Here is a 12,733-nt window from a genome sequence, read left to right as displayed (position 1 = left end):
GCGGCTTGTGCTCATCCCACTCCCGGTGCTCGCAGGGTGTGCCCCGCCAACTCGGGCGGGACACACCGAAAGGAACATGCGATGGCGAACTCCGAAGAAGCCTCCAATTTCGACGCTCTCGCCGCGACCGTCAAGAAGGCGCTCGACGGCTTGGGCGACGCCAAGGCACACATCAATGTGCCCGTGGGGCATGCGTCGAAGGCGCTCGGGAAGTCCGAGAGGGAGCGGAAGGAACGGATCAAGTCGGCCGCGTCGGACGCGCTGAAGGATATCGAGAAGGCCGCAGGCTCGGTGATGAAGATCGTCTTGGAGCTGAAGGGCGCCGCGAGCGACCGTCGCAAGTAGCCACTGATGTGGTGCCGTCCCGGGCCCGGCAGGGACGGCACCACATCACCTCGCACACCCAGCCTGGTGTCGGCCGCGGCCTGCACCTTGCGTGGTCGACGCGCTGGCCTCGCCGGCCGACTCCGATCCGCGGCTTCGCCCACTCCCTCAGGCGGCGGCAGTCCGTGTCGACGCGGGGCTCACGACATCGAGACCACACGCGATCTCGCGGACACGTCCGGAACCTACGGTCACTACTGCCCGCCCGCGCTTCACAATGAAGGTGCCGGCACGGCGGCGCTTTGCTAACGCCCCGATCCGATCCTCCTCTCGCATCGTGCGCTAACGCTCCTAGTCTCTGCACGACGGTCATGACCTGATGCAGATTGGCGGACCGGCGACGGCAATCATCTCCCTCTGGCAGATCGAGCCTGCGAGGACTTCCAGAGGACAGCAGCCCGGGCGGGGGCACGCAAAGGCGCTTCGCGTCGCTGCGCGATGGCCGCACGCGGCCACCCCTGCCTGCCCCCGCCCGGCCCGCAGGCCTTGCGGCAGTCCACCCAGCACCGACCTGCAAGGAGCACACGATGATCACCCTCGACGGTCTAATCCTGAATCCCCGCCCGATCACCTTCGCCGAGCTGGGGTGCGGCTGCATCCTGGAGTACAACGGGCACGAGATCGAGGTCGGGGAGATCGTCGACTGCGACATGCAGGAGACCTGCACCAACATCTTCCACGGCCCTGCGCAGATCCGCCGCGTCGTCCGGACTGGCGTTCTCGACTGCGACATAGTCCACCCGGACACCGATCCGGTGGCTACCCCGGCGGGCTAATCCCGTCACCTGGTCTCGTCTCCCAGCTAGCGGAGACGAGACCACCACACGCGATCGTCCATTTCGGACGATCGCTCGGAATCCTTTCCGGAACACCGACAGGGAGCAACAAGTGAGTGATCTTGTCATGCGCTGGTGGGCCGAGGTCGATGGTGACTCCGCGGCTTACGACGAACGCAGCGCGGACCGGGTGGACGTCTTCACCGAAGCCGGTGATCACGTGTGCACGCTCTACCGCGATTCGTCCGGTCGCTGGGCCGACGTGCAGCCGGACGACGTGAACGGTGAAACGATCCTCTGGTCAGACGTCGCTGCCTACGTCTCGGACCCGGACGGAGCTGGCCTTGGATAGCCCAGCTCCTCAGCAGGCCGGCGGAATGCGACGCTGCCGCCATCACTGTGGCGATGGTGCTGTTCGGCTACGTCGCGGGTAGCTCTCGCGCGGGCGACAACCGGAACATCGTCACCTTCGCATTGGGCGGTGAGGTCGATCCACCAGCCTCGTGGAACGAACGCGCGGTGTCCTCGCGGCAGCCCGGGAGAACACCGACCTGGTTCCGGCAGATTCAGACGGCGTGCGAAGCGGAAAGGCTTCTGAGCTTGGTGAAAGCCCGCTGAGCCAGTCCTCGTAGGTGCGTGATCCGCCGAGGAAGCGCCAGCCGGCCGAGGTAGTGCGTCCACCTCGCATAGCCCGCCCACTCTTCCATCGTCGGCCGCCGCGGGGGAGTAGCCCGTGACCGTGTGGCGCCGAGTGGCCCGGCCAAGGCAGTGCGGTCCCCGCGTGTTGAGGGCTGACCGACGCTAACCGGTGCCCGTAGCTGCGCCCGAAGTCCTTTCACCCGGCTGTCCGGGTGAGACGAGCCTCGCTGCGCTCGGTCGCGCTACCGCGCGATCCCACCCGGACAGCCGAGCACAGCACCCCGGCCGGTCCACGACCACCGGTCTGGCTCGTACCGCCCCCAAACAGCAGGGGAAGCCGCGCCGCCAGCTCACAGCTGGCCGAGGACATCGACCGGGAGCCAGACATGGACAAAGCCGAGTTCGTAGCAAAGCAGCTTCACCACCTTGCGCCAGGCCGACGTGCGAAGGACGTGGTCAGCGCGGTCAGGATGATCGACAACTTCCGCACGGTGAACCCGTCGCCCGCGTTCATCCAGGGCGAGCTCACCAAGACGCTCAGCCGGAACGCGCCCTTTACGCAACTGGAGTTCATCGAGCAAGCGGTCGCGAAGCTCTCCACCCGCTCCTGACCCGCGCTCCGCGGCGAACGGCCTGATGTACGCCCGCCTCTCCGGCCCGAGGGGCGGGCGTCACAGCCTAGCCCGGCGCGGCGTTCTCCTCGGGGAGCCGTCACACAGCCGACGCAGGGGAGACCCGCCTCGCTGCGCTCGGACGTGCCCCGCCCTGCGTCGGCTGAGGACGAAGTCTTCTCGGGGTTCATCGCCGCCGCCGGTCTCACGGTGACGCTCTCGCCCGGCCGTGCCGGGCTCACCGCATCACCTTCTCACCACCTCCGGCGTGCTCTGCGCGCCGATCACGTTCTGGCCCGATCCACAGCCTGGCCAGCCAGGCACATCACAGCTTGAGGAGAGCGCACCCATGAGCGACGTCGCCGCGGACTTGACGATTCACCACTGCCCACCCCAGCGAATCCGAGCGATCGCCACGATCCTCGAGGATCGCGAGTGGATAGACCGGAACGGCGTCACACGCCGGACGCTCGATCTCGGACGCCCCTACGAACTCGACCCGATCTCCTCGATCGAAGTAGCCGCGCTGACGGAGCAGTTGATCACCGCCGCACCCGAGATGGCCTTCACCATCTGCCAGTCGCCGACCGACGAATGGCCCGGCTCCCACACCCGCCATGTACCCGGCCTTGGCCAGTTCGAGTCGGAGACCAACCACGACGGCGAGCCGGTCTTCACCGCCGCCACGGTCCTCGCACTGGACGCGCTGCCACCAGATCAGCGTCTCGCCGCTCTCGGGATCCCGTGGTCCACGGCCATCGCGGCGATGCCCGCCGGCGCCGTACGCGAACCCGAACCGTGCACTGCACGCTGGACGCCGGCGACGGGCGAGGTCACCGTACTGGGAACCGACGTGGACGGATCTGACATCGAGGTTCCGGCCCGCTGCACCACGACGGTCGACGATGACGGCAACCTCGGCGACCACCTCGCGGCCGACGAGGCCCTTGCCGCGTCCGGATTTCACCGAGCGAACCCCTGGGAGCCGCTGAACACAACCTGCCGCCTCTGGGGCACCGGCGTCTACCGAAGACACGACACCGACCGGTAAGGCGCCACCCCGCGGAGTGGGGCGGCGCCACTGTGGACCACCGGCGCGCGGGGGATACCCGATGTCGGCGTGCTGGGCCGCCCGCGCACCGGTGGTCCCGGCCGCGCCTTGCCCCACCAACCGGCGGGGCGAGGCGCCGAGGACGCGCAGTCGGCGCCTGGAGCCTCTCGACGCTCGCACGTTCGCGGGCTGCACGAAAGGTCGATCGGCCGATGACGAGCAAACCCAGCGTGCACGTGATCCAATACTCAGGCGGCATCGGCAGCTGGTGCACCGCCCAGCGCGTCGCCGCTCAGCACGGTGTCGACGACCTGGTGCTGCTGTTCGCTGATACCCGCATCGAAGAACCCTCGTTGTACGAATTTCTGGCCGCGTCGGCGGCGCAGCTCGGCGTGCCGTTGGTTCGGGTGGCCGACGGCAGGACTCCGTTCGAGGTCTATTGGGACTCCCGGTTTCTCGGGAACGCCCGCATCGCCCCGTGCTCGAAGATCCTCAAGCAGGTTCCGGCGCGGCGCTGGCTAGAGGCCAATGCGGATCCCGACACCACGACCCTCTACGTCGGGGTCGACGCCACCGAAGCACATCGTATTCCTGGGATCCGCCGCGGCTGGGCGCCGTGGCGGGTCGAGTTCCCGCTGACTGCGGAACCGGGTCTGACGAAAGACGCGATGCTCGCCGAGGCGCGCGGGCTCGGCCTGATCCCGCCGGCGGCTTATCAGCAGGGCTTTAGCCACGCGAACTGTGGTGGCTGCTGTGTCCGTGGCGGCCAGGCTCACTGGCTGCGCCTGCTGGAACAGCACCCCGAACGGTTCGCCGACTACGAGCGGAAAGAAGAGCAGTTCCGCGCCGAGTTCGGTGATGTCGCGATCCTCAAGCAGCGGCGCAACGGTGTAGTGCGCCCGCTGCCGCTGGCCGAGCTACGGCAACGGGCCAGCGCAGCTGAACCGGACGCGCCTGCCTGATAGCCAGCGGCGGCCCCCGAGAACCGTTCTGGCGCAGGGAAAGGGGGAGCGGGACGCATTCCTGTCTAGTGCGCGTCCCGGGGCTGCGGAAGTGCGCTCACGAACCCAGGCCAGCACACCGCCGGGGGTTTCACAGCCGACCAGGCGCATCCGGTCCGTCCGGGTGAGACGAGCCTCGCTGCGCTCGGTCGCCTGCGGCGATCCCACCCGGACGGACGAACGCTCCCGGCCGTCCGCCCTGCGGGCCCCCGCCGGCGTGCTGAACCGCAGCTCGTCAGCTCACCATCCGCAGCCCCGGGAGGCTCCCTGTGACCATGCACTACCTGACCCCCAGCGACCTGGCCAACGCCGACAGCGTCGTCGTCGGATACGACGACCTGCTCAGTACCTTCTTCGTGAAGGTCAGCCACAGCAGCAACATCCGGCCGACCGTCTGGGTGGGCCACACCAAGCCCCGCGAGATCACCAGCGCCACCGAGGCCATCGCGAAGGTGGAGAGTCACGCCCACATCCCCGGCGGTCTCCTCCGAGCGCTCCAGGACGACCACGACAAGGCCGCCCAGCGCACCCACGCGGAGAGGAACAAGGTCACCCGCTGGTCGCGCACGCGCGTCGAGAACTGACCAACTTCCGGGGTGGCGCTGCCTTCCGGCTGCGTCACCCCGTCACCGCTGACGGCCGCATCGCCCGCACACCCCATCCACGGGAGCCCTTATGAAGCGCGACGACTTGATCAAGACCGCCCTGAACCGTCACCGGATCATGCGCAGGCCGCAAGCCGGGGAGGTCCTGGTGCGGTTTCCCGGCCCGGCTGACGGGCCGATCTTCCCAGCAATCGTCGACGAAACGTGGAACAGCGCCGCCGTCCCGCAATTCCGCTACGAGATCGCGAAACTGGTCGCCGCCCACATCAACTCGGCGGGGACGAAAGCCACCGCACGAGCAGAGTGGGACGGTGACACCCTGGTCGTCACCGAAACGGAGAAGGCGGGCGACCCCGGCTACGTTCCCGAGCGCATCAGGCCCGCCACGAACGGCCGGTACTGCATCCTCGGCAAAGCCTGGGCTTGGGAACTGATCGAACAGTAGACAGCTCTCCCCGAGGTGAGGTGTGTGCGGTCCTGGTGCGGCCGTACACACCGCCGCCACCTTCCCCGTCTGACCGGTGACCTCGAATCGGCCACACGTCGCACGGTGACTCCGGCCGAGCCCTGCCTGTCCTTGGGACCGGTGACTCCGTTGTGGACGACGCCAGACCAGCAGACCGTGCCGGTCCGCGCAACCTCGGACACCTTCGCGTCGCGAACGCGTCCGTGGTCACGCTGCGCGGACCGGCACGGCCCGCTGGTCCGTCTGTCCACAACGGAGCCACCGGCCTTCGGGGAGAACAGATGGCAGCCCAACGCCAGAGGGACACGGGAAGCACGAGAGGCGGTGCCGGCCGTGGCCAGTACCGGGTCCGCCTCGACTACACCACCAAATGCGCGCACATCCTCGACAGCGCCGACGACGACCGGGTGGTCGAGGCGTACGGGCCAGGGGTGGTCCGTGCGACGGTGGCAGACGTCATTGCCGCCGGGGGATGGGTCTTGACCTCGCCCGTGGACTCGGACTCCTGGAGCGTGTGGGTCGACGGGCGTGAACACCCGGTTCATCGCCGGTAGCGCACAGGAGCACCGCCTCCAGCTTCTCCCGGCACCGTCCCCCGGCCGTAGGCCGCTCTGCGACCTGTCGCCCTGTCACCGAGTCGGCTTTGTCGCCGCGCCATGACCGGCACCACCGCGAATAGGGGCACGCCCAGGATGACCGGAGCCCGCGCCGTGCCCGCAACCTTCCATGCCCGCGCCGCCCGGGGGAGACAGGCCTCGCTGCGCTCGGTCGCCTCCGGCGATCCCACCCCGCACGGCCGAGCCTGAGGTCACGGGCCTTTCTGCGGGCTCCGGTCCTTCAGGCGGTGCCCCACACGCGGGGCCGCCGACGAGCACCTGCTCTCGGTGCGCCGAGCACAGGACCGGAGACCCTCATGGAGAAAACCGCTGTCGTCGCACAGAAAGTCGCGAAACTGGTCAAAGCTGGCCACTCGCTCCGCTACGTCACGCACGCCGTCGAGCACATCGACACCCAGCGAGCGATCGACGCGCACCCATCCGCGGTCCGGGCCGCGCTCCTCGCTCGATACGGCCCGATGTCCGACTTCGTCCACCTGGACTTCATCACAGCCACGCTCAGGGAGCTGAGTCGCTGATCTCGCATGAACGGACCACTCGACGACGTCGCCGGCCTGTGCAACGACCTTTCCGCAGGCGTTGCACAGGACGTAGACGTCGCGTACCTGAAAGGAAACCAGCCTGATGACCCTGTTTGACGACGAAGCCACAGCGGCCAGCCACCGAACCATCAGCGACGGCATCGCCGCCCGCGCTGAACAGATCGCAACTGAACTTCGTCTCGTCGTGCACCCCCAGGCAACCACGTTCCTGGACAACCCCGACATCACCACGCCGGCCCGGCCCGAGCCAGTCCTCAATGGACAAAACCGAGCGAAGTCCACTGCGGACGACGACGAGCCGGACCACGACAACGGGTTCGTCCTGATCTGCCTGTACGCCGACGACCGCGACGAGGTCTTCCCGGCCTGGGTGTCCCCGCGCCGGTGGAACGGTTGGGCCGTGCCGCAGTTCAGCCGTGAAGCCGCCGAGCGTGTCGTGGACTGGATCAACCGGCTCCACGCCGAGGCGCCGGACGGTATCGCGGCGGCTGTCTGGCATGGGGGGAGCATCCTGCTCTTCGACACCGAGTGGGAGGAGTACGGCCTCCAGCGGATCACCCCGACCCAGCACGGCCGCTACGTCATCGGCGATAGCTGGATCTGGGAAGTCGAGAAGTGCCGAGTCTGCCGAGCCACGTCCTACCCCGGTGAGGACGAGGGCTCCCGCGTGTTGCTGCACGAACCCCACTGCCCATCTGGCTCGCCCTAGCAGTTGGCCAGTTCTCGCGCGACCACCGTGCGCCGTTCTGCCATTCCTCCCACCAGAAAGTGAGTCATCATGCCCGCGACCGATCCCGCCCGGCGTAGGGCATTGAGCACCAATGATCGCCTTCGGCGACGTCGGTCGCCCCTGCGCGCCTGCCGTTCGTTCGGTACGGCGATCCTGGCTCTCCGAGGCGCCTTCGGCCGCGATCCGGGCTCCGCCGGGCGCCCTGACCTTCGAGGGGTTCCCGCGATTGCCGACGTCGACGAAGGCTCGGATGCCACGGCGACGGCGGAACGAGCTGATGCGGACGAGCATCCCTACACGGTCGTGGGCTTGAGCGAGTACGGCGGCGGTCCGTTCTTCGTCGCCGCGGTCCTGAGCGGCGAGGTGCCTGCTGTGGACAGCAGCCACGGCAGCGGCAAGTTCCAGCGGCACTCGGTCTTCGTCATGGCGACGGATCCGGACGAGGCGGAAGAAGCCGCGGCGCGAGAACTCGCCGACGAGCAGGAATCCGCCGCCTGACGGCGACCGTAACGAAAGAAGCCCACCCCGGTCTCCCGGGGTGGGCTGGCCGGCCACGCTCGACCCGAAGGTCCCTCGCTAGCAACGAGGCCGCAAAAAACATGTCCGGCAATGCGTCAACCCGCGACCCCGGATGCGACGCCGGGAAGGTAACCGCGTGGTCAGTTTACCGTGCTCGCGCATCCCGTGGCCACAGGCGTCGACATCGGCTCCTGCGGCAGGCGTCGGGACACCTCAGCCGAGCACACCGCGCGGTGGCGGTGCGGCGATGAACCTGCCCGGAGGCCAGGTGAATGCAGCTTCCTCACCTCAGGCATCGAATCGGGCCTCCGGGCAGAACCTTCGCCGTCCTCCGGACCACCGCGCGGCGTGCTCACGACGCCGTGTCCCTGACACCCAGCCGAAGGAGCGCGGCTCATGGCCCAGCACCACCCGACGACACGGTCCGACCGCGAGCGGAATCTCCACACGACCGACACCGACGCGCGCCGTTCGCCTCACGATCCTAGCGACGGCACGGTGTCCGCAACGGACAGCCTGATCGCCGACGGCATGCGGTGGACACCCGCCTCCGAACAGGAACGCGCTGCCGTCGACGCCGTGCTGATTCCCTGCGACCTCTCCGACCCGGTGCGCTTGATCTCGCTGAAGCGCTCTGAGGACGGGACCTTGCTCGCCGCGCTGGACCCCTATCTGGGAAGCCCCGTCGACGCCGGGACCTGTTTGTCCACAGTGGACTTTCTGGTTAACGATGACGGTCACTACACCGACGACCCGGACCGCTACGACAACCTGCGGGCCAGCGCGTTCCGCGCCGGCGTGTGGAAGACGGTCATCGACGGCACCCATCCGGCGAGCCCCGCGGACGTCGAGCTCGCCCGCGGCATGTTCGAGCCGGGACCGGCATTCCTGCCGCTGTTCGGCCCCGTGGTGGTTGTCGGTGTCGACCCGGCCACCGGGGAGTGGCGATCAGCCCCTGAACTTGTCGTCGACAGGATCCTCACCGCCGACGCCAATGTCACGCGTGTGCGCGCGCTCCTTCAGGGCCTGGCCCTGCGCGTCGGGTAGATCCCTGCGGTGCGTGGCGGAAGCGGCCGGCTGAGCCACCGCGCCTGCCACGCGGTCCGGATCGAGACGCCGCCGACGATGGCGGACCGCGACGGGGCCACCCGAGCACTCCGGTGCGGGCATCGGCCCCGTCGCGGCCCGCACGAATCTGACGGCATCAGATCGCCACCACCGCCTGACCCGGTGGCGTACAGGGAAGGACATCTCATGACCGCGTATTCCGTGGCAGCGGCGCCCGTCATCACATCAGGTCCCGCTGAGCCACTGAGCCTGTCGACCGACCGCGCCGCACTTGCTGACGCTCTCCTCACGACCGGGCTGGTCCCGGTCGATCGATCGTGGCCCGGAATGCTGCTGCGCCTCGCCGACCAATGCCACGCCCACCGTCCCCTGCTGATCGAACGCAATTCCAGGATCGACCTCGAACTCTTCGACGAACACGAACAGACCCTGCGCAGCCTGGCCACCACACCGATCCCCGGACTCGACGCGTTGTCGCCGTTCACCCGATGACCAGCCGGGTCCGGCGTCGACCGCGGCGCGGGGAAGGAGCCCCGGGCGACACGGATGCGCCCCCGGTCCCGGCGACCCGAGCCTGACCGGCCCAGCGGCTGCGGCGCAACCGGCGCGCCCGACCCGACACGGGTGACCCGGCCTCCGAGCGTGATCCGGCCTGTCTCCGACGACAGGCCGGATCACACCGGCCGGACGAGCGCGCCGCCCCCGCCTCCGCTCGACCGGGCCGGTCCCGCGACGGGCGCCCCGACCAGGGGCGAGCCCGCCGGGGGGTTACCCGGCCCGCAGAGCGGAGCCAGACATGGCTGTCATCCACGACGACCTCAACATCCAGACCACACCGTGCAGAACGCCTGCGCACGGCCTGACCTACCGCGGTGCCCTCCGCGCCAGCTATCGGACCCTGACCACCCGCTTCGGTGCCCCGGACTTCGGAACCAGCGGCTCTCCGGACGGGGAGGCCACGCTCTGGGTGATAGACACCCCAGGCGGACGGGTGCAGCTGCAGAACTGGCTCGCCGTCGAGCAGTTGCGACGACGGCCGGACGAGGACATCCGCTGGAGCGTCCAAGCCGCCACCGACCACCCCTTGCCGTGGACGTTCAAAGCGGCGACCGGATCAACGGCACAGTTTCCCGCGGCAGTCGGCGAGTTCACCCGCCAGTCCAGTTCCGAATCCCTGACCGAGGCCTACGTCGACTACCTCTACCAACGTGGTCAGGCGTTCGGGAACTGGGTCAACCTGCAGCGCCGCGACAGCCGCGGCTACCTCGAGAACTGGACACTGCCGCGGCACCTGCACGGGTTCGCTCTCCAGGTCCTGGAAATCCTGCACGATCACCAGTGGGCGCAAGCAAGCTATGACGAGCGGCTCGGCTGGATCTGCACAGGCGCTCCCCAGGAACCCGCCGGCTCCGACGTCGACCGGTGGCGCCGACAGGCGCGGTGGCGCTACGTCCCCGACCCTAATGACCCGCCCACCGGCAGCGAAGTCCTCGACCTGGCCGGTGCGCTCCGTGAACGGGCAGCGGACTGCGCCTGGGCGAAAGACCATCTCGTCCGCCCGGGATCGACCGGCATCACCCGCACCCGCAAGATCGCGCTGTACGAGGAGCATGTCGCCACCCTCACTGCCCTCGCGGACGCGAAACCCGCCGCCACCACCGGAGCGGGCCGGTGAGCGCGCCCACGCTCCCGCTGGAGCTACCGAACCGCGACATCACCGCCGACGCATCTCCGCTGCATGTCGTGAGCTGGGGGCTCGGCGTGGAAAGCTCCGCCTATCTCGTCGAGGTTCTGTCCGATCCGGACCGGCACGGCGTCGATCCGTCCACCATGATCGTGCTGCACGCCGTCGTCGGATCGGAATGGGCGCAGACCTACACCGACGCCGAGCAGTTCCTGCTCCCGCTTCTCGCGGACCGCGGCGTACGAACCGTGCAGCTCGCGCGAGGCGGCCCGCACGAATCTGACGGCATCGTCGTTCTCGACGACACCACACGCCCGCAGAGGCTGCATCGCCGCGGCCCGTGGACGCTGGCCGAGGAATCGAAACTGTCGGGAACTGTGCCGCAACTGTCGCATCGGCGCTGTTCGCTGAAATTCAAGGGATGGCCCCTTGATACCTGGATATCAGCGAATCTTGGTGACCGTCCTTACGAGCATGTTATTGGCTACAGTGTCGAGGAATTGACCCGGGCGAAGCGGGACATGGTTTATGCGACCGCGACCCGCAGCCCGTCGCATCCACTGATTAGCTGGGGCTGGACAAGGGATGCGTGCTCGGCTCGGCTGCTCGCCGAGTTCGGGGTCATATTTGCTAAGTCGGCGTGCCTATTCTGCCCATACTCAGGCGGCCGTTCACTGAATTCGACGTTGTCGAGGATGCGGGAAAGCCCGGACGAAGCGGCGATCGCGCTATTGCTGGAGGCTCCGGCAATCGCGTTGAATCCCCGGTCCAAATTGTTCGGGACGCACAGTTTGCTGGAGCGGCTGGTCGCCGACGGGAATACTCTCGCCGTCGATCTGTTTCACGCCCGCCTCGCCCAGCAGCCGTGGTCGGTCTACGAGGTCCGGCGGCTGCACTTTGCCGCAAGGGGCAAGGAAAGCGGCCGGCCTGACCCCTTGCGCAAGGGGACGTCCTGGCGGTCGGTCCGGACCCTGCACACCGGCAGCATGAACGACGCATGTGCCTGGCTGGCCGGACGTGGTTACGCCGACGACGACGGACGGCTCTGGCTGCGGCAAGACCTGCCCGACGTGTATCCGCGAGCCGAACACTTTCTCGTCGCGACGACCGCGGGGATCGCGCCGAAAGCGCGGCCGTCGTTCGGACAGCAGTGGCAGCGCATCTGCGGTGACGACGTGCTGATGGACCTGTGATCACACGTCGTCGGTAGAGCGAGCTTCGGGCTGGCTTCAGTGGCCCAGAGTCCACCAGAGCGCTTCGTCGGCGCCGCTGTAGAAATCTTGGGTGTGCTCGCCCCCGCCGAGGTAGACGCGGCCGGTGATGAGGTGGTGCTCGGCCTCGACACGGTCCGGAGCTGGCCTGCTGTGGTCCTCCCTCACGCCCGTGCTCGGGGGAAGCGTCTCCAGGCCCTGAGTCCAGGCGAGCGCGTGGAGCTGGCCGCCGATGTAGCCGCCGTTGTCGTCGAGAGACTTCAGCTGCGCGATCTGCTGTGTGATCTCGGCGGCGTCTCGCAGCCGCGGGGCGGGGTCGGCGATGCCCAGCGCCTGGACAACCGCGAGTGGTGCTGCGCCGGTGTGCTGCACGATGTCGAGGGCGACACTTCCCGGCCACGGGTAAGGCCTGCTGGCGCCACTGAGCCAGATGCCGGGTGCGTCCGATGTGGATCCGTTGCGCCACAGCTGTGCGTAGAAGCTGCCGGTGCCGTCATCCCAGCCCCAGATACTGCGGTCGTCCCAGCCGGGTAGGTCGATGGCGTCGTGAAGCGCGTACCCGGGGCGAGCGCCGTGGTTGCGAGAGAAACGGGATACGGACATATCGGCAGTGTGCCTTGTCCGGTCACGTGCTCGCAGGAGGAAAGGGGGCGTCAGCGGCCCTGGCAATGCCTCGGGCGCGGTCCGCGACACGGGACCGGTCGGCGTCCCGGCGTCCGGTCCCGCCGGTGCGTGGGGGCTTCCGCACTCTGCACCAGCACCGACGGAGTGCAAGCCGCGGAACTGCGCGCGGCTTGCACTCCGTGGCCGGTGCCGGTGGCGCGCGCGT

General features: G+C 68.5%; 18 protein-coding genes. 17 read left to right on the top strand and 1 reads right to left on the bottom strand.

All coding sequences use genetic code 11. From position 1 onward, the window contains the following. The first annotated feature begins 81 nt into the window (after positions 1–81). The 17 genes from CFP71_RS10110 to CFP71_RS43435 all read left to right on the top strand — a co-directional run bounded on the left by CFP71_RS10110 (position 82) and on the right by CFP71_RS43435 (position 11,886). On the top strand, positions 82–345 hold the full coding sequence (locus CFP71_RS10110) for a hypothetical protein (RefSeq protein ID WP_093933576.1): 264 nt from the start codon (positions 82–84) through the stop codon (positions 343–345). Between the two features lie 566 nt (positions 346–911). Beyond that, positions 912–1,160, top strand: coding sequence for a hypothetical protein (locus CFP71_RS10105; protein WP_093933575.1), 249 nt, complete (start codon positions 912–914; stop codon positions 1,158–1,160). Between the two features lie 112 nt (positions 1,161–1,272). Continuing rightward, the gene (locus CFP71_RS10100) at positions 1,273–1,512 is read left to right on the top strand and encodes a hypothetical protein (protein WP_143267065.1); all 240 of its coding nucleotides are present in this window, start codon (positions 1,273–1,275) and stop codon (positions 1,510–1,512) included. Positions 1,513–1,565: 53 nt separating this feature from the next. Then, positions 1,566–1,778 (top strand): hypothetical protein, encoded by a 213-nt coding sequence (locus CFP71_RS10095; RefSeq protein ID WP_143267064.1) that lies wholly within the window; start codon positions 1,566–1,568, stop codon positions 1,776–1,778. 407 nt (positions 1,779–2,185) lie between these two features. Beyond that, a complete protein-coding gene (locus CFP71_RS10090) occupies positions 2,186–2,410 on the top strand; it encodes a hypothetical protein (protein ID WP_093933572.1) in 225 nt (74 codons plus the stop codon). Positions 2,411–2,759: 349 nt separating this feature from the next. After that, a complete protein-coding gene (locus tag CFP71_RS10085) occupies positions 2,760–3,461 on the top strand; it encodes a hypothetical protein (RefSeq protein WP_093933571.1) in 702 nt (233 codons plus the stop codon). A gap of 212 nt (positions 3,462–3,673) precedes the next feature. Further along, entirely contained in the window at positions 3,674–4,423 is a 750-nt protein-coding gene (locus tag CFP71_RS10080; protein ID WP_093933570.1) for a hypothetical protein, read from the top strand. 308 nt (positions 4,424–4,731) lie between these two features. Continuing rightward, a complete protein-coding gene (locus tag CFP71_RS10075) occupies positions 4,732–5,046 on the top strand; it encodes a hypothetical protein (RefSeq protein ID WP_093933569.1) in 315 nt (104 codons plus the stop codon). A 91-nt stretch (positions 5,047–5,137) separates the two neighbouring features. Continuing rightward, the gene (locus CFP71_RS10070; RefSeq protein ID WP_093933568.1) at positions 5,138–5,512 is read left to right on the top strand and encodes a hypothetical protein; all 375 of its coding nucleotides are present in this window, start codon (positions 5,138–5,140) and stop codon (positions 5,510–5,512) included. A 302-nt stretch (positions 5,513–5,814) separates the two neighbouring features. After that, positions 5,815–6,087 carry a hypothetical protein gene (locus CFP71_RS10065; RefSeq protein WP_093933567.1) on the top strand — a complete coding sequence of 91 codons (273 nt, stop codon included), beginning with the start codon at positions 5,815–5,817 and terminating at the stop codon, positions 6,085–6,087. 359 nt (positions 6,088–6,446) lie between these two features. After that, a complete protein-coding gene (locus CFP71_RS10060; RefSeq protein WP_093933566.1) occupies positions 6,447–6,668 on the top strand; it encodes a hypothetical protein in 222 nt (73 codons plus the stop codon). Positions 6,669–6,774: 106 nt separating this feature from the next. Next, complete coding sequence (locus CFP71_RS10055; protein ID WP_093933565.1) at positions 6,775–7,401, top strand: hypothetical protein; 627 nt, start codon at positions 6,775–6,777, stop codon at positions 7,399–7,401. 330 nt (positions 7,402–7,731) lie between these two features. Next, entirely contained in the window at positions 7,732–7,920 is a 189-nt protein-coding gene (locus tag CFP71_RS10050) for a hypothetical protein (protein WP_143267063.1), read from the top strand. Positions 7,921–8,337: 417 nt separating this feature from the next. Then, entirely contained in the window at positions 8,338–8,988 is a 651-nt protein-coding gene (locus tag CFP71_RS10045) for a hypothetical protein (RefSeq protein ID WP_093933563.1), read from the top strand. A 207-nt stretch (positions 8,989–9,195) separates the two neighbouring features. After that, on the top strand, positions 9,196–9,501 hold the full coding sequence (locus CFP71_RS10040) for a hypothetical protein (protein ID WP_093933562.1): 306 nt from the start codon (positions 9,196–9,198) through the stop codon (positions 9,499–9,501). Positions 9,502–9,805: 304 nt separating this feature from the next. Next, positions 9,806–10,684: a hypothetical protein gene (locus tag CFP71_RS10035; protein ID WP_093933561.1), complete on the top strand. Its 879-nt coding sequence runs from the start codon at positions 9,806–9,808 to the stop codon at positions 10,682–10,684. Beyond that, complete coding sequence (locus CFP71_RS43435; protein WP_143267062.1) at positions 10,681–11,886, top strand: hypothetical protein; 1,206 nt, start codon at positions 10,681–10,683, stop codon at positions 11,884–11,886. Before CFP71_RS10035 ends, CFP71_RS43435 begins: the two co-directional genes overlap by 4 nt. A gap of 36 nt (positions 11,887–11,922) precedes the next feature. Here the strand turns inward: CFP71_RS43435 and CFP71_RS10020 are convergent, their stop codons facing one another. Beyond that, the gene (locus tag CFP71_RS10020; protein ID WP_093933558.1) at positions 11,923–12,507 is read right to left on the bottom strand and encodes a hypothetical protein; all 585 of its coding nucleotides are present in this window, start codon (positions 12,505–12,507) and stop codon (positions 11,923–11,925) included. Positions 12,508–12,733 lie beyond the last annotated feature (226 nt).

This window comes from Amycolatopsis thailandensis (assembly GCF_002234405.1).
In the GTDB taxonomy this organism is placed as follows: Bacteria; Actinomycetota; Actinomycetes; order Mycobacteriales; family Pseudonocardiaceae; genus Amycolatopsis; species Amycolatopsis thailandensis.
This window is presented reverse-complemented; position numbering and strand designations above follow the sequence as displayed.